The sequence below is a fragment of the Streptomyces qaidamensis genome (assembly GCF_001611795.1).
Lineage (GTDB): Bacteria > Actinomycetota > Actinomycetes > Streptomycetales > Streptomycetaceae > Streptomyces > Streptomyces qaidamensis.
In genome coordinates this window covers 1,101,965-1,116,900 of the sequence record NZ_CP015098.1, presented here as the reverse complement: position 1 = coordinate 1,116,900, position 14,936 = coordinate 1,101,965, and the positions used below count along the sequence as shown (strand labels likewise).

At 73.4% G+C, this 14,936-nt stretch carries 17 protein-coding genes; 8 read left to right on the top strand and 9 right to left on the bottom strand.

Annotated elements, in window-relative coordinates; all coding sequences use genetic code 11:
- Window positions 1-3: 3 nt before the first annotated feature.
- Window positions 4-216 (bottom strand): heavy-metal-associated domain-containing protein, encoded by a 213-nt coding sequence (locus A4E84_RS04645; protein WP_062925312.1) that lies wholly within the window; start codon window positions 214-216, stop codon window positions 4-6.
- Window positions 217-416: 200 nt separating this feature from the next.
- On the opposite strand from A4E84_RS04645, the gene A4E84_RS04640 reads away from it, so the two are divergent.
- Window positions 417-1,376, top strand: coding sequence for a hypothetical protein (locus tag A4E84_RS04640; RefSeq protein ID WP_062925311.1), 960 nt, complete (start codon window positions 417-419; stop codon window positions 1,374-1,376).
- Window positions 1,377-1,379: 3 nt separating this feature from the next.
- Here A4E84_RS04640 and A4E84_RS04635 read toward each other — a convergent pair whose 3' ends face one another.
- Window positions 1,380-3,215, bottom strand: a complete 1,836-nt coding sequence (locus A4E84_RS04635) for a glycoside hydrolase family 15 protein (protein ID WP_062925310.1) — start codon at window positions 3,213-3,215, stop codon at window positions 1,380-1,382.
- Between the two features lie 62 nt (window positions 3,216-3,277).
- Window positions 3,278-4,057, bottom strand: coding sequence for a DeoR/GlpR family DNA-binding transcription regulator (locus A4E84_RS04630; protein WP_062931308.1), 780 nt, complete (start codon window positions 4,055-4,057; stop codon window positions 3,278-3,280).
- Between the two features lie 118 nt (window positions 4,058-4,175).
- On the opposite strand from A4E84_RS04630, the gene A4E84_RS04625 reads away from it, so the two are divergent.
- Together A4E84_RS04625 and A4E84_RS04620 are read left to right on the top strand one after the other, a co-directional pair.
- Window positions 4,176-5,057 carry an SIS domain-containing protein gene (locus A4E84_RS04625; protein ID WP_062925309.1) on the top strand — a complete coding sequence of 294 codons (882 nt, stop codon included), beginning with the start codon at window positions 4,176-4,178 and terminating at the stop codon, window positions 5,055-5,057.
- A gap of 261 nt (window positions 5,058-5,318) precedes the next feature.
- On the top strand, window positions 5,319-6,179 hold the full coding sequence (locus A4E84_RS04620; protein ID WP_062925308.1) for a class II fructose-bisphosphate aldolase: 861 nt from the start codon (window positions 5,319-5,321) through the stop codon (window positions 6,177-6,179).
- Here the strand turns inward: A4E84_RS04620 and A4E84_RS04615 are convergent.
- Entirely contained in the window at window positions 6,169-7,299 is a 1,131-nt protein-coding gene (locus A4E84_RS04615; protein WP_062925307.1) for a methyltransferase, read from the bottom strand. The genes A4E84_RS04620 and A4E84_RS04615 overlap by 11 nt on opposite strands.
- Window positions 7,300-7,367: 68 nt before the next feature.
- Between A4E84_RS04615 and A4E84_RS04610 the strand changes: the two genes are divergently transcribed.
- The 4 genes from A4E84_RS04610 (at window position 7,368) to A4E84_RS04595 (ending at window position 10,802) form a co-directional block, all read left to right on the top strand.
- On the top strand, window positions 7,368-8,042 hold the full coding sequence (locus A4E84_RS04610; protein WP_062925306.1) for an alpha-ketoglutarate-dependent dioxygenase AlkB family protein: 675 nt from the start codon (window positions 7,368-7,370) through the stop codon (window positions 8,040-8,042).
- 53 nt (window positions 8,043-8,095) lie between these two features.
- Complete coding sequence (locus A4E84_RS04605) at window positions 8,096-9,343, top strand: ROK family protein (RefSeq protein ID WP_062925305.1); 1,248 nt, start codon at window positions 8,096-8,098, stop codon at window positions 9,341-9,343.
- 134 nt (window positions 9,344-9,477) lie between these two features.
- Entirely contained in the window at window positions 9,478-10,368 is an 891-nt protein-coding gene (locus tag A4E84_RS04600; RefSeq protein ID WP_062925304.1) for an NAD(P)-dependent oxidoreductase, read from the top strand.
- Between the two features lie 11 nt (window positions 10,369-10,379).
- Entirely contained in the window at window positions 10,380-10,802 is a 423-nt protein-coding gene (locus A4E84_RS04595) for a PPOX class F420-dependent oxidoreductase (protein ID WP_062925303.1), read from the top strand.
- Window positions 10,803-10,820: 18 nt separating this feature from the next.
- Here the strand turns inward: A4E84_RS04595 and A4E84_RS04590 are convergent, their stop codons facing one another.
- Genes A4E84_RS04590 through A4E84_RS04580 form a run of 3 tightly spaced genes read right to left on the bottom strand, consistent with a single transcriptional unit; the run spans window position 10,821 to window position 12,901 of the window.
- Entirely contained in the window at window positions 10,821-11,729 is a 909-nt protein-coding gene (locus A4E84_RS04590; protein ID WP_062925302.1) for a phosphotriesterase family protein, read from the bottom strand.
- A complete protein-coding gene (locus tag A4E84_RS04585; protein ID WP_062925301.1) occupies window positions 11,726-12,313 on the bottom strand; it encodes a DUF4865 family protein in 588 nt (195 codons plus the stop codon). The genes A4E84_RS04590 and A4E84_RS04585 overlap by 4 nt, the downstream gene beginning before the upstream one ends.
- Before the next feature lie 9 nt (window positions 12,314-12,322).
- The gene (locus A4E84_RS04580) at window positions 12,323-12,901 is read right to left on the bottom strand and encodes a TetR/AcrR family transcriptional regulator (protein ID WP_079128870.1); all 579 of its coding nucleotides are present in this window, start codon (window positions 12,899-12,901) and stop codon (window positions 12,323-12,325) included.
- Window positions 12,902-13,064: 163 nt separating this feature from the next.
- Here A4E84_RS04580 and A4E84_RS04575 point away from each other — a divergent pair, with 163 nt between their 5' ends.
- Window positions 13,065-13,352: an SHOCT domain-containing protein gene (locus A4E84_RS04575; protein WP_062925299.1), complete on the top strand. Its 288-nt coding sequence runs from the start codon at window positions 13,065-13,067 to the stop codon at window positions 13,350-13,352.
- 199 nt (window positions 13,353-13,551) lie between these two features.
- Here the strand turns inward: A4E84_RS04575 and A4E84_RS04570 are convergent, their stop codons facing one another.
- The gene (locus A4E84_RS04570) at window positions 13,552-14,085 is read right to left on the bottom strand and encodes an ATP-binding protein (RefSeq protein ID WP_174569404.1); all 534 of its coding nucleotides are present in this window, start codon (window positions 14,083-14,085) and stop codon (window positions 13,552-13,554) included.
- A gap of 183 nt (window positions 14,086-14,268) precedes the next feature.
- Complete coding sequence (locus A4E84_RS04565) at window positions 14,269-14,592, bottom strand: hypothetical protein (RefSeq protein ID WP_062925298.1); 324 nt, start codon at window positions 14,590-14,592, stop codon at window positions 14,269-14,271.
- Between the last annotated feature and the right edge of the window lie 344 nt (window positions 14,593-14,936).

Genomic DNA, 14,936 nt, shown 5'->3' with positions numbered 1-14,936 from the left:
GGCTCAGATCCTCCCGGTCAGCTCGTAGCCGGCCTCGTCGACGGCCTCCGCTATCGCGGCGTCGTCGGGCTCGGCGGAACCGGTGACGGTGACATGGCCACTGCCGAGGTCGACCTCGACACCGCTGACGCCGTCCAGCTCGCCGATGACCTTGGTCAGCGTCGCCTTGCAGTGGCCGCAGGACATTCCGGAAACGGCGTAGGTGGTGGCGGGCATCGGGTGCCTCCTCTGGGTGAATCCAACAGATGCGGAGATACGGGGCGGGGGTATAGCCTCGCCGACTGCATGTATACCCCTGAGGGGTATATGGTGCAAGCGCGAGAATAACTTGACTTGATACCCCCTAGGGGTATGGTGAGCTGTATGAAGGCCCCGCATCCGAGCGGGAGGCCCGGTACCTGAAGGAGCCGAAGGCCATGAACACCGGACTGAGGATCACCACCTTCGCCGCCGCGCTGGCAGCGACCTTCGGCGCCGCCTACGGCGTCGGACAGGGCGTCGGCCCCGTCGTCGCCGACAACCCGCCGAAGCACGAGGGCGAACACACCCGGCCCGCGCCGGAAGGCAAGAAGGGCGGCGGTCACGCCGGCCACGACACACCCCCGGCCGGCGGGCTGCAGATCTCCGAGGGCGGCTACACCCTCGACCTCCAGACCCCGCGTGTCACCGCGGGCGAACAGGCCGACCTGCGCTTCACCGTCCGCGACGCCGGCGGCCGCGCGGTCACCGCCTACCAGCGCGAGCACGACAAGGAACTCCACCTCATCGTGGCCTCACGCGACCTGGCCACCTACCGCCATCTGCACCCCACCCGCGCCGCCGACGGAACCTGGAGCACCCCCGTGGACCTGCCCCGCGCGGGCGGCTACCGCGTCTTCGCCGACTTCACCCCGGCCGGGAAGGACGCCGAGAACCTCACCCTGGGCGCGGACCTCGCCGCCTCCGGCCCCTACCAGGCCCGGCAGCTGCCCCCGGAGAGCACCACGGCCCGGGTCGACGGCTACGAGGTGCGGCTGACCGGCGCCCTGCGCCCGGGCAAGGCGGGCGAACTGAAGCTGAAGGTCTCCCGCGACGGCAAGCCCGTCACCGACCTCCAGCCCTATCTCGGCGCGTACGGCCACCTGGTCGCCCTGCGCTCCGGCGACCTCGCCTACCTGCACGTCCACCCGAACGGCGAACCCGGCGACGGCACGACCAGGCCCGGACCGGACATCTCGTTCACCGCCACGGCACCCAGCTCCGGCTCCTACCGCCTCTTCCTCGACTTCCGGCACGACGGCAAGGTCCACACGGCGGCGTTCACCGCTCGCGCCGGGGGAGCGGCGCCCGAGTCCGCAACCCCCGAGGGGCATGCGGACGACGGTCACGGGCACTGAGCGTCAGCCGAGCGCCCGGTCCAGATTGAAGGCCGCGCTGATCAGCGCGAGGTGCGTGAACGCCTGCGGGAAGTTGCCCTGCTGCTCCCCGGTGTGGCTGATCTCCTCGGCGTACAGGCCGAGATGGTTGGCGTACGTCAGCATCTTCTCGAAGGCCAGGCGCGCCTCCTCGATCCGCCCGGCGTGCACCATCGCCTCGACGTACCAGAACGAGCAGATGGAGAACGTGCCTTCGTCGCCGCGCAGCCCGTCGGGGCTGGAGCGGGGGTCGTAGCGGTAGACCAGCGAGTCGGACACCAGCTCCTCGGTGAGCACGTCCAGCGTCGACAGCCACTTCGGATCGGTGGGGGCGATGAACTTGGTCAGCGGCATCATCAGCACCGCTGCGTCCAGCACGTCACCGTCCTCGTGCTGGACGAACGCCCCGCGCTCCTCGCACCAGCCCCGGCTCATGATCCGCCGGTAGATCGTGTCGCGGCACTCCCGCCAGCGTGGCAGGTCGGCGGGCAGGCCGCGCCGGTTGGCCATCCGGATGGCCCGCTCGATCGCCACCCAGCACATCAGCCGCGAGTACAGGAAGTTCCTGCGCCCGCCCCGCGTCTCCCAGATCCCCTCGTCGGGCTGGTCCCAGTGCGCGCACACCCAGTCCACCAGCGCGCACACGTCGTCCCAGTGGCCGCTGGAGATGGGCTTGGCCCACTTGTCGTAGAGGTAGATCGAGTCGATCAGCGCGCCGTAGATGTCCAGCTGGAGCTGGTCGGCCGCCGCGTTGCCGACCCGTACCGGCGCCGAGCCGTGGTGTCCCTCCAGATGGCCGAGGGTGCGCTCGGGCAACTCGGTGCGTCCGTCGATGCCGTACATGATCTGCAGCGGTCCGGAGGCCTTGCCGTCACCCGGGCTGATGTGCCGGGTCACGAAGTCCATGAACGCCTCGGCCTCCCCGGTGAATCCCAGCCGCAGCAGCGCGTAGACGCAGAAGGCCGCGTCGCGCACCCACACGTACCGGTAGTCCCAGTTGCGTTCCCCGCCGAGCTCCTCGGGCAGACTCGTCGTCGGCGCGGCCACGATCGCCCCGGTCGGCGCGTAGGTGAGCAGCTTCAGCGTCAGCGCCGAGCGGTGCACCATCTCCCGCCAGCGGCCCTTGTACCGGGACGCCGACAGCCAGCGCCGCCAGTACGCCACCGTCGCCCCGAACTGCTCCTCCGCCTCCGTGCGGGCACAGCGCCGGGGCGTCACATCGCCGCCGACCTTGTCCAGCGCGAACACCGCCGAGTCGCCCTCGAAGAGCTTGAAGTCGCCGCACACGTCCGGCCCGTCGGCCTCCAGAGGCACGGTCGCCGTCAGCGCGAGCGTCAGCCCCGCGGTCGTGAACTCCGCGGTGTCACCGGTCAGCCGGACGGTGTGCGGCAGGGAGCCGTAGTCGAACCGGGGTGCCACCCGCGTACGGAACGGGATCGAGCCGCGCACGCACACCACCCGCCGGATCAGCCGGTGCCGCTCCGCCTCGGCCGGCCCGCCGCCGACCGGCATGAAGTCCTGCACCTCGCCGACCCCGTCCTCGGTGAAGAACCGGGTGATCAGGACGTTGGTGTCGGGAAAGTAGAACTGCTTGGTCCGGGCCGGCACGGTCGCCGCCAGCTCGAAGCAGCCGCCGCGCTCCGCGTCCAGGATCGAGGCGAACACGCTCGGCGCGTCGAAGGCCGGACAGCAGTACCAGTCGATCGTGCCGTCGGTCCCCACCAGGGCGACGCTGCGCAGATCGCCGATCAGCCCGTGGTCGGCGATCGGTACGTACCGCCGGCCGCCCGGCACGCCCCGGTCCTGTGCCGTTCCGCCCATGACAGCCTCCCTGCCGGTAGGCGCCTCAGCCCCAGCCTAGAACCGCCGGCGGATCACCGCCGTCAGACGGTGACGACCCGCAGCCCGGCCTCCTCGAAGCGCCGCACCGCCTCCGGGTGGGCGGCCGTGTCCGTGACCAGGGTGTCCACCGCCTCGGCCGCGCAGATCCGGGCGAAGGCCCGCTGCCCCAGCTTGCTGGAGTCGGCCGCGACCACCACCCGTTCCGCCCGCTCGCACAGCAGCCGGTTGACCGCCGCCTCCGCCTCGTCGTGCGCCGCGGCGCCGTACGTCACGTCGAACGCGACGACACCGAGCACCGCCACGTCGACGGTGATCTGCCCGAGCACCCCGTCCGCGAGCGGCCCGACCAGCTCGTACGACTGGGCCCGCGCCCACCCTCCGGTCAGCACGATCTTGAACTGGGGCCGCACGACCAGCTCGTTCGCGATGTTCAGCGCGTTCGTCACCACGGTCAGCGCGGGCGCCCCGGACACCAGATCCCCGCGCACCGCCAGCGCTCGCGCCACCTCGGTCGTGGTGGTCCCCCCGGTCAGCCCGACCGCCTCGCCCGGCGCCACCAGATCCGCCACCGCCTTGGCGATGCGCTGCTTCTCGGAGGCGTGGCGGGCCGTCTTGTAGCGCAGCGGCAACTCGTACGACACGCCGTGCACGACCGCACCGCCCCGGGTGCGCACCAGCATCTGCTGCTCGGCGAGTCCGTCGAAGTCACGGCGGATCGTAGCCGCCGACACCCCGAGCTCGGCCGCCGCGTCCTCGACGTCCAGCCGGCCGCGCTCCACGAGCAGTTCCAGCAGCGCCTTCCAGCGGGCGTCGCGCGACATCCGCACCTCCACGTCCTCGATCTCCCGGCGACCCTAGCGCAACCGAAGCCGCCGAATGCTTGATGATGCTCGAATACTGGCACTATCTTGCAGGAACAATCAGAACGGAGGGTGCGGGATGACGCATGTCGAGGACGAGCTGACCAGCCAGCCCGAGTGCTGGGCACGCGCCGCGTCGCAGGCGGCCCACCACGCGAAAGTGCTGCCCGCTCCGGGAGAGCGGGTCGCGATCGTCGGCTGCGGCACCTCGTACTTCATGGCGCGGGCCGCCGCGGCCCTGCGCGAGGGCGCGGGCCAGGGCGAGACCGACGCCTTCGCCGCCTCGGAGTTCCCTCACGGCCGCCGCTACGACCGGGTCGTCGCCCTCACCCGCTCCGGCACCACGACCGAGATCCTGGACCTGCTGGGCCGGTTGAAGGACGCCACCCGCACCACCGCCATCACCGCCGACCCGGACACGCCCGTGCGGACGGCCGCCCGGGACCTCGCCGTCCTGGACTTCGCGGACGAACGCTCCGTCGTCCAGACCCGGTTCGCGACCACGGCCCTCACCCTGCTCCGCGCCCACCTCGGCCTCCACCCCGACGCGGCCGTCACCGACGGGCGCACCGCCCTGACGGAGCCGCTGCCCGAAGGACTGGTGGAGTGCGGCCAGTTCACCTTCCTCGGGCGCGGCTGGACCGTCGGCCTGGCCGACGAGGCCGGACTGAAGATGCGCGAGGCCGCGCTGGCGTGGGCGGAGGCCTACCCGGCGATGGAGTACCGGCACGGCCCCATCAGCGTGAGCACCCGGGGCACGGCGACCTGGATGCTGGGCGACGCGCCCGGCGGACTCGCCGAACAGGTCCGGGACACGGGTGCGTTGTGGATCGCCGGGCGCCTCGACCCGCTCGCCGAACTCGTCCGCGTCCAGCGGCTTGCGGTCGCCGTCGCCGCGTCCCGCGGACTGGACCCCGACAGCCCGCGCCACCTCACGCGCTCGGTGATCCTCGCGCCCTGACTCAGGGCCTCGTCCGGATCACGCCGCCGCCGCGAAGCGTGCCCCGCGTCGTCGTCCGCCGCTGCGAGGCGTGCCCCGCGTCGTCGTCCGCCGCCGCGAGGTGCCCGCGTCGTCGTCCGCCGCCGGCTCCCGCACGCCCGGCTGCGCTCGCACGGGAAGGGACCGCCACCGCCCTGCACGCACCACGCCCCGCTCGGGCCGGCCGGGAGACGCAGTCCCTCTCGGCCGGCCTGATCCGAACGACAGGCCCCAGGAGATTCCGTGCCTCTGACCACCACCGGCGACCTCGTCACCCGCGCCGCCGCGGCCGGCTCGGCCGTCGCCTCCTTCAACGTCATCACCCTGGAGCACGTCGAGGCCGTCGTCGCGGGCGCCGAGTCGGCGTGCGCCCCCGTCGTCCTCCAGGTCAGCGAGAACGCGGTGAAGTTCCGCGCCGGACAGCTGCTCCCGCTCGCCCGCGCGGCCGTCGCCGTGGCCGAACGTGCCGCCGTGCCGGTCGCGTTGCACCTCGACCACGTACAGAGCGACGCCCTGCTGCGCCGGGCCGCGGACGCCGGCTTCAGCTCCGTGATGTACGACGCGGCCCGCCTGCCCTACGCCGAGAACCTCACCGCGACCCGGGCGGCGGTCGACTGGGCACACGCCCAAGGGCTCTGGATCGAGGCGGAGTTGGGCCAGATCGGCGGCAAGAACGGCAGACCCCCGCTGGACGCGCACGCCCCTGGCGCCCGCACCGACCCCGACGAGGCGCGGGCCTTCGTCGCGGACTCGGGCGTGGACGCCCTGGCCGTCGCCATCGGCAGCTCCCACGCCATGACCACCCGCACGGCGGCCCTCGACCACGCCCTGCTCAAACGCCTGTCGGCCGCGCTGGACATCCCGCTCGTCCTGCACGGCTCCTCCGGCGTCCCGGACGACGAACTCAGGGCGGCCGTCGCCGGAGGCATCACCAAGGTCAACATCGGCACGGCCCTGAACATCGCACTGACCGGAGCGATCCGGGACTTCCTCACCGAACGCCCCGAGGCGGTCGACCCGCGCGGCTACCTGACCCTCGCCCGGGAGGCGATGACCCGGACCGTCGCCAAGACCCTCCAGACCCTGGGCTCCGCTACCGCTTGACGGCCTTCAGCACCACGAACTTCGGATCGCTCGCGACGAGCCGGCTGTTGCCGAACAACTTGCGCAGCTTGACGTGGTAGCCCAGATGCCGGTTGCCCACCACCCACAGCTCCCCGCCCGGCCGCAGTGTGCGCCGCGCCCCGGTGAACATCCGCCAGGCCGTGGCGTCCGTCGTCGCCTGGTGGGAGTGGAACGGCGGGTTGCTGAGCACCAGATCGACACTGCCGGACGGCACGCCCGCCAGACCGTCCCCGACCCGGAACTCGGCATGCCCCGGCGCGCCGTTGGCCTTGTACGTCGCCTCCGCCGAGGCCACGGCCTGGAACGACTCGTCCACGAACAGCACCTCGGCGTCCGGGTCGGCCAGTGCCACCGACGTCCCCACCACGCCGTTGCCGCACCCCAGGTCCACCACCCGGCGGCCCCGTCCCTGCGGCAGATGTCCGAGGAAGAACCGCGTCCCGATGTCGAGCCGGTCGGCGCAGAAGACCCCCGCGTGATTGACGACGGTGCCTCGCGCGGCGGGGCCGATGCCGTCCGGCAGCGTGTAGACGTACGGCCACGGGCTGGCGGGCCGCTCCAGCACCGGATCCGGCGTGCAGAAGACCAGGCGGGCCTTCTTCTCGGCGAGCGAGGTGCGGGTCGGGCCGAGGATCCGCTCGAACAACTGCAGCGTCGAGGTGTGGATCTCCTTCACCATGCCCGTCCCCAGGACGACGGTCCCCGTGTGCACGGCAGGCGCAAGCCGCAGCAACTGATCCTCCAGCAGCGCCAGGCTCTTCGGCACCCGCACCAGCAGCACGTCGATCCGCTCCGGCGGCGGGTCCTGCGTGGTGAGCAGCCGCACCGCACCCGGCTCGGCACCCGCCCGCGCGAGGTTGGCGCGGGTCGCCTCCTGCGCGAGGAAGGAGTCGCTGATCTGCACCGGCCGGTGCGCCGCGAGCGCCGTGACCAGCGCGCCCCACCGGTCCCCGACGACCACGACCGTGCCGTCCAGCGGCACCCGCTCCGCGGCCAGGTGCCTCAGCAGGTACTCGTCCGAGGCGTCCCAGGCGCGCAGCCTGTCGCGCGGGTCCTCGGGGAATCGGGTCAGCGCCGGCTCGCCCCACGGCGTCGTCATACGGTCGTTCATCGTGCGACCAGGCTAGCCGAGCCGCAGCTCAAGGCCTGTCGGGCACCATGGAGGGCATGGACGCCGAGCTGTTCCCCAGGCCGCGAGCGCAGATCGCGCCCAGCGCGGTCCACCTGCCCGGCTGGCTGGACGCGGAACACCAGCGGGAACTGCTCGACGCCTGCCGCGAGTGGGCCCGGCCCCCCGCCGGCCTGCGCACGGTCCGCACCCCCGGCGGCGGCACCATGACCGCCCGCCAGGTGTGCCTGGGCTGGCACTGGTACCCGTACGCCTACGCCCGCACGGTCGCCGACGGGGACGGCGCGCCGGTGAAACCGTTCCCGCGACGGCTCGGCGAACTGGGCCGCCGGGCGGTCCGCGACACCCTCGCAGGACCCGCGCCGGACTACGACATCGCCCTGATCAACTTCTACGACGCCGACGCCCGCATGGGTATGCACCGCGACAGCGACGAGAAGTCCGACGCACCGGTGGTGTCGCTGAGCCTCGGCGACACCTGCGTCTTCCGCTTCGGCAACACCCGGACGCGCACCCGGCCCTACACCGACGTCGAGCTGCGCAGCGGCGACCTGTTCGTCTTCGGCGGCCCGTCCCGACTGGCCTACCACGGAGTCCCCCGCGTCCACGCGGGCACGGCACCGCCCGGGCTCGGCCTGACGGGACGTCTCAACATCACGCTCCGGGTCAGCGGCTTCCGGCACCCCGCCGAGCGGGGCCCCGCCGCTCCGTGACGCCCGGCGGGCAGACTCGGCCCCTCCCGGCGGATCATGGGAGACTCGCCCTCATGAGCGGGAAGGCGGACCCCCGGCACGCGGGGGACGGGAGCACCTCGAGGACGCGGCTGGACCGGGGGCGCGCAGCGCTCGGACCCGCGCTGGAGCTCGTCCACACCGGACGCGCGCCGACCCGGGCCGTGCTCACCGCCGAGCTCGGGGTGACGCGTGCGACGGCTGGCGCGGTCGCCGCCGAGCTGGAAGCACTCGGGCTGATCCGCGTCGACGCCCGGCCCGGCGCCGCGGCCGGATCGCAGGGCAGGCCCTCCCACAAACTGGCCGTCGCCGACGACGGCCCCGTCGCGCTCGCCGCGCAGGTGCACGCCGACGGCTTCCGGGCGGCGCTGGTCGGACTGGGCGGCCGGATCGTCGCCACCGCGCCCGGCTGCGAGGTCGTCGACGCCGACCCGGCCAAGGTGCTCGCCTCCGTCGTCACGGCCGGCGCCGAGCTGCTGCGCGAGACCGGGCTCCGGTGCGTGGGCGCGGGCCTCGCCGTCCCCTCCGCCGTCGCCGAACCCGAAGGTCTGGCACTGAACCCTCTCCACCTGGCCTGGCCCGCCGGCGCGCCCGTGCGGGACATCTTCGCCGAGCAGGTGCGCGCGGCCGGCATCGACGGGCCCGCGTTCGCCGCGAACGACGTCAACCTCGCCGCGCTGGCCGAGCACCGGCACGGCGCCGGCCGAGGCGCCCGGGACCTGCTCTGCGTGGCCACCGGCCACCGCGGTGTCGGCGGCGCGCTCGTCCTCGACGGCCGCCTGCACCGGGGCAGTTCGGGCCTCGCGCTGGAGGTCGGGCACCTCACCGTGCACCCCGAGGGCCGCCCCTGCCACTGCGGCAGCCGCGGCTGCCTCGACGTGGAGACCGACCCGCTGGCCTTCCTCACCGAGGCCGGACGCGAACCGGGACCCGAGGTCTCCCTGCTCCAGCAGTCCATCGACCTGATCCGCCACCACTACGACGACCCGGCCGTCCGCACCGCCGCCGAGGCCATCGTCGACCGCCTCGGCCTCGGCCTCGCGGGCCTGGTCAACATCCTCAACCCGGACCGCATCATCCTCGGCGGCCTCCACCGCACCCTCCTCGACGCCGACCCCGCCCGTCTGCGCGCGGTCGTCGCCGACCGCAGCCTGTGGGGCCAGAGCGGCGGCGTCCCCATCCTGCCCTGCACCCTCGACCACAACAGCCTGGTCGGCGCGGCGGAACTGGCGTGGCAGCCGGTGCTGGACGATCCGCTGGGAGCACTGACCGCGCGGGGCTGACCCGGCCTCCCGCGAGACCGACCCCACCGGTATCAGGCTTGAGCGCGCCGCTTCCGGGCAGGCGCGCCGCTGAGCGGGCAGGCTGGGGCGCGGGCAGTCCGCCCGCGAAACGCACCACCGAGGAAGTTGACGCAATGACCCACAAGCTCACCGTGAGCGTCCTGGGCACCGGCATCATGGGTGCCGCGATGGCCCGCAACCTCGCCCGGGCCGGTCACACGGTCCACGCCTGGAACCGCACCCGGGCCAAGGCCGAGCCGCTGGCCGCCGAGAGCGTGCGGATCGCCGACAGCCCCGCGCAGGCGGTGCAGGACGCCGACGTCGTCCTGACCATGCTCCACGACGGCCCCGTCGCCCTGGACACGATGCGCCAGGCCGCCCCCGCCCTGCGCCCCGGCACGGCCTGGGCGCAGTCCACCACCGCGGGCCTCGACGGTATCGCCGAGCTGGCCGCATTCGCCCGCGAGCACGGCCTGGTCTTCTACGACGCCCCCGTCCTGGGCACCCGCCAGCCCGCCGAGGCCGGGCAGCTGACGGTGCTCGCGGCCGGCCCCGTCGAGGGGCGCGAGAAGGTGACGCCCGTCTTCGAGGCGGTCGGCGCCCGTACCGTCTGGTCCGGCGAGGACGGAGCGGAGGGCGGGGCCACCCGCCTCAAGCTCGTCGCCAACAGCTGGGTCCTCGCCGTCACGGCCGCCGCCGGGGAGGCCCTCGCCCTGTCGAAGGCCCTCGGCGTCGACCCGCATGGCTTCTTCGACCTCGTCGCCGGCGGCCCGCTCGACATGGGTTATCTGCGCGCCAAGTCGGATCTCGTTCTCGAAGGCAAGCTCACACCGCCCCAGTTCGCTGTGAGCACCGCCGCCAAGGACGCCCGGCTGATCGTCCAGGCCGGCGCCGACAACGGCGTCCGGCTGGACGTCGCCGAAGCCGCCGCCGCCCGCATGGAGCGTGCGGCCGCACAGGGTCACGCCGACGAGGACATGGCCGCCGCCTACTTCGCCAGCTTCGACGGGAAGACCGACTCCTAGGAGGTTCCCTCATGTCCAAGCCGCCGCTGCCGCCCGAGGCCGAGGCGCTGCTGAGCCGGCCCAACCCGTGCGTCATGGCCACGCTGCGCTCTGACGGCGCACCGGTCTCCACCGCCACCTGGTACGCGTGGCAGGACGGCCGGGTCCTGGTCAACCTCGACGAGGGCCGGGTACGTCTGAAGCATCTGCGCCGCGACCCGCGCGTCACCCTCACCGTCCTCGCCGCCGACGACTGGTACACCCACGTCACCCTCATCGGCCGCGTGAGCGAGATGTACGCCGACGAGGACCTGGCCGACATCGACCTCCTCGCCCGCCACTACACCGGCAAGCCGTACCCCGACCGCGTCCGCCCCCGGGTGAGCGCCCGGATCGAGGTCGACCGCTGGCACGGCTGGGGTTCGATGAAGGACAGCGACCAGGCCGGCGGCTGAGGCAGGGGACCAGGCGGGTCAGGGCCACTCGGCCCCGAACGCCCGTCCCGGATTCTCCGTGAGGATGCGCCTCACCAGCTCCTCGCCCACGGCGTGCACGAGCCGGGGCCGCACCCGGCGCAGCAGGTAGGGCATCCCGGGGCCGCCGTCCACCGAGCGGGCGGCGGCCGTCGTGGTGTCCGCGCCCAGCAGCAGCCGGTCGCCGAACCCGGCGTCGGCCAGGGACCGTACGGCGTCCGGCATCCGCCAGTCCGTGGCGTGGTGGGCGAGTGACGGCCCGTCGAAGGCCAGATAGCAGCCGGACTCGGCCGCCTGCCGGTGGACCACGAGGTCGGGGGAGCGGTTGAGGTGCCCGAGCACCACCCGGTGCGGCGGCACCCCCAACTCCCCGCACAGCAGGTCCAGTACGTCCAGCGCCCCGGTCCCCAGCTCCAGGTGCACGGCGATCGCCGCGCCCGTGGCGTGCTGCGCCTCGGCCGCCGCCGTCATGGTCCAGCGGGCGTGCGCGTCCAGGGTGTGGAAGCCGCCCGCGACCTTGACGAGCCCCGCCCGCACCCCCGATGTCCCGATGCCCTCGGTGAGTTCACAGACGAAGACCTCGGCGAGCCGGCTCCGCAGCCCGGCGAGCGTGTCCTCGTCGTAGTGCACGGCCTGGTGCAGGCCGGTCGCGGCCACCACGTGCACACCCGTCTCCCGGGAGAGCGGTGGCAGATCGGCGGCCCGCCGCCCGAGCCCGTACGGCGTCCACTGCACGACGGTCCCACCGCCGTGCTCCCGGAACGCCACCAGCTCCGCCCGCGCCGCCGCCACGCTGCGCAGCTCCTGGCCGGGCAGCCGGGGACTGCCGAAGAACAGGTGGTCGTGGGCGTCGCACACACCCAGCTCTGCGGGGGACACGTCCCCCAGCACCGTGCGGACCGCGCTCACCACCGGCGTCCCCGGGGCAGCCGGTCCCGGCCCGGCGCGGACAGGTGCAGTACCTCGAACACCTCGCCGTCGGCCTGGGGCGTGTCATGATCCCAGCGCTCCCAGAGGGAGAAGTGCACCAGCTCCCAGCGGCTCGTGTCGACGGCCGCGGCGGCGAGCACGGCCCCGTCCTCCACGGCCAGCCGCCGGGCCTCGTCCACCGCGTCCGCCGCGGCGTCGGCCAACGGCCCGCCGTCCGGCACCGGTTGGCGCCGCCGTACCGCGAACCGCGGGTGCGAGCCGCCCCCTTCCTCGTATGCGAGCCCCGTCCACTGCCGCACGGACGGCCGCCCGAAGTCGTCACTGACCCCCTGGAACCCGCCGCCCCACAGGAAGGCGTTCATGCCGTGCACGGTGTTCCAGAGGTAGAAGGGCGCGTACTGGTCGACCCGTGAGCCGAGCAGGCCGCGCTCGCGTATCAGGTAGGCCTTGAGGCCGAGCCCGTCCCAGTCGTCGAGCAGGTGCCCCCGGCGGGCGACGCGGTCGCGGATGAGGCCCATGTCGTAGCCGGCGGGCAGGGTGAGCTCGTACTGCATGGCGTGCAAGGAGTCTCCTCAGGAAGTCCGGGGTGCCAGCAGGGAGAGGAGCCCCCGGACCCCCGCGTCGAACGCGGCGGAGGAGCCGGAGGCGCGGGCGAGGACGTAACCGCCCTGGACGGTCGCGACGACCGCCGCCGCGATCTCGCCGCCGTCCAGTCCGGGCGCGAACTGGCCCTGCGCCTTGCCTTCCTCGACGATCCCGGCGATCCGCCCGCGCAGCCAGTCGAGCGTCTCGTCGACCGGCGCGCGCAGCTCGGCGCTCGCGACGACGTCCGGATCCATCGTCAGCCGGCCGACCGGGCAGCCCCGGAGCACCTCCCGCTCGCGCCGCAGATACGCCTCGATGCGCTCGTACGGCGTGCCCGGGCCGTCGAGTACTCCCGCGGCGATGGCGCGCATCTCCTCTGCGGTCCGGCGGATCGCGGCCAGTGCGAGATCGGGCTTGCCCTTGAAGTGGTGGTACATGCTGCCCTGCCCGGCGTCCGCGCGTTCCAGGATCGCCTTGGGGCTGGTGCCCACGTAGCCACGCTCCCACAGCAGTTCGCGGGTGGACTCGATCAGCCGTTCCGGGGTGCTCATGCCCGTACTGTACATACCAGTAGTTACAGAAGTCGAGCAGCGCGGCGCGATGGAGATCCGCCCCTCTACTCCCCACGGGGTACGGACGGTGTCGCCGGCCGTGCGACGACCCGGGGCCCCTGCCGGGGGACTCTCGAAAGCGACACAAGCCATCGGGCGATCAAGGGAGTCGGACGACATGCAGACCCTGGCGAACTTCGGCGACGGCGGCGGGCCAGGCCCGTGGATCCTGCTCTTCCCGGTGATCTGGGCGCTGGTGATCGGCGGCGGCGTCGTGCTGCTGCGCCGCTCCGTGTGGCGTGGCCGCCGCGGCGGTCCCCGGCGGCAGTGGGCCGCCAGGGACGACTCGCCCATCGCCGTACTCGGCCGCCGCTTCGCCTCCGGCGAGATCGACGAGGACGAGTACTGGCGCCGACTGTCCGTACTGAACGAGGAGTTCGGCCGCGAGGGAGGTGTGGCGCAATGATGACCGCCGCGACGCACGGCCCTGGTCGTCGAGGCCGTGGGGGAGTCGCGGCCGGCGCCCTCGCTGTGCCGCTTCCGGTCCGGCGCGCGCCGGACCCGAGCGTGCTCCGGGCGATCGCCACGGGGTGACGTGCGCCCCCGGGGCGGCCCCTGCGGTGAACGCCCCCGAGGCCCCCGAGGGGACGGTGGTCACCGCCCGGTCAACCGGCAACGGCGGACCGGGCGGGAGCATGGTCGGGCCGGAGCCCGTCGGTGGAAGCCCCGACCTCGGCGAACCGGCGCGCGGGCTTGTCCAGGACCGTGCGCCGCGCGTGGAGCGACGGCGCCGCAACCGCCGGGGCGGACGTGGGCAGGGTGAACCACACGACCTTGCCGGACTCGCCGTCCGGCCGGACGCCCCAGCTCTCGCTCATGGCGGCCACCATCGCGAGCCCGCGCCCGCAGGTCGCCAGCGGTTCGGCGTCGTCGACCACGGGCATCCGAGGGTCGCCGTCGCGCACCGAGACGGTGAGCCGGTCGAGCAGCAGCTCCATCTCCACGGTGCACGTCTTGTCGGGCTGGGCATGGCGGTGGACGTTGGACAACAGCTCCGTCACGCCGAGCGAGGCCCGGTCGATCAGGGGATCCAGATGCCAGTAGCGCAATTGCGCAGATACGATTCTGCGGACCTGGCCGATCCGCGACGGCAGGGCTTGGAGCTCCACCGTGCAGTGCCTGCTTGGGTAGCTGATCACGGCTGCGACTCCCCGACGTGAGGTCCGGAAGAACACGGAGTTCGGATCCAGCAGGGCGCCTGCGTGACACTGCCGCCTGCTGTCGTGGCCGGCGGGCTGGTTCGCAGCGTTATCGCCGGTAAACCCAGAGTGACGTGAGACCAGAGTGGCGCAGGGGATGAAGTACCGCAACTCGCGGACATCTCAGTCGCCACGCCCCGCTGCCCTGCGCACGGCTTCGATGAAGCGCCGCGCGGCCGGCGGGCCCGGCTCCCCCGGGGCAGGGTCGTGGTCGCCCAGGGTGAGCAGGTACCGCTGGCCGTTGAAATCCGCCGTGGCCCGGTCATCGGGGCCGAACCAGGGCTTGGAGGCGCGCACGGCCTGCACCGGCGCGCTGTCGATCTCACTGCCGTAGCTGGTCAGCAGTTGGAGCCGGCCGTCGCTGATCCGGACCTGCCCGGCCCGGGTGAGCGAACGCAGCCGCTTTCCGATCCGCACGCCCGTGGCCCTGAACTCCGGCTCTCCCATGCCACCCGCCCCCTAGTGCGCGTCGGTGTACCGGCCCGCTCCGCGCGGTGCCCGGTACGGGCTCGTGTCCTGATCCAGTGTGCCCCGTCCGGACGAAGGGTCCCCTCCGGGGCGGTGCGCCCGCCCGGTCCGGACCCGGCCCGGCCGTGCGGTGTGGCCCGCCGGCCAAGGGTGGTGCCCGTGCCCGAAGCCTGCCCCGGGAGGCGGTCGTACCCTGTGCTCACCCCGTCCGGGGCCTTGGTCCCGCCGAGCAGTCTGCCCCCGCCCGGCATCGAGCACCAGTGCCCGCGCTCCCCTCTCCGGGGGCGCCCGCAGCACACTCGCCCATGCGCTCCCTGGACCGC

Coding starts and splice junctions, on each gene's coding strand:
- A4E84_RS04605 (WP_062925305.1), top strand. CDS start 8,096: ATGAGCGGGAAGGCGGACCCCCGGCACGCGGGGGACGGGAGCACCTCG.
- A4E84_RS04565 (WP_062925298.1), bottom strand. CDS start 14,592: ATGGGAGAGCCGGAGTTCAGGGCCACGGGCGTGCGGATCGGAAAGCGG.
- A4E84_RS04595 (WP_062925303.1), top strand. CDS start 10,380: ATGTCCAAGCCGCCGCTGCCGCCCGAGGCCGAGGCGCTGCTGAGCCGG.
- A4E84_RS04610 (WP_062925306.1), top strand. CDS start 7,368: ATGGACGCCGAGCTGTTCCCCAGGCCGCGAGCGCAGATCGCGCCCAGC.
- A4E84_RS04635 (WP_062925310.1), bottom strand. CDS start 3,215: ATGGGCGGAACGGCACAGGACCGGGGCGTGCCGGGCGGCCGGCGGTAC.
- A4E84_RS04630 (WP_062931308.1), bottom strand. CDS start 4,057: ATGTCGCGCGACGCCCGCTGGAAGGCGCTGCTGGAACTGCTCGTGGAG.
- A4E84_RS04575 (WP_062925299.1), top strand. CDS start 13,065: ATGCAGACCCTGGCGAACTTCGGCGACGGCGGCGGGCCAGGCCCGTGG.
- A4E84_RS04600 (WP_062925304.1), top strand. CDS start 9,478: ATGACCCACAAGCTCACCGTGAGCGTCCTGGGCACCGGCATCATGGGT.
- A4E84_RS04615 (WP_062925307.1), bottom strand. CDS start 7,299: ATGACGACGCCGTGGGGCGAGCCGGCGCTGACCCGATTCCCCGAGGAC.
- A4E84_RS04645 (WP_062925312.1), bottom strand. CDS start 216: ATGCCCGCCACCACCTACGCCGTTTCCGGAATGTCCTGCGGCCACTGC.
- A4E84_RS04625 (WP_062925309.1), top strand. CDS start 4,176: ATGACGCATGTCGAGGACGAGCTGACCAGCCAGCCCGAGTGCTGGGCA.
- A4E84_RS04640 (WP_062925311.1), top strand. CDS start 417: ATGAACACCGGACTGAGGATCACCACCTTCGCCGCCGCGCTGGCAGCG.
- A4E84_RS04580 (WP_079128870.1), bottom strand. CDS start 12,901: ATGTACAGTACGGGCATGAGCACCCCGGAACGGCTGATCGAGTCCACC.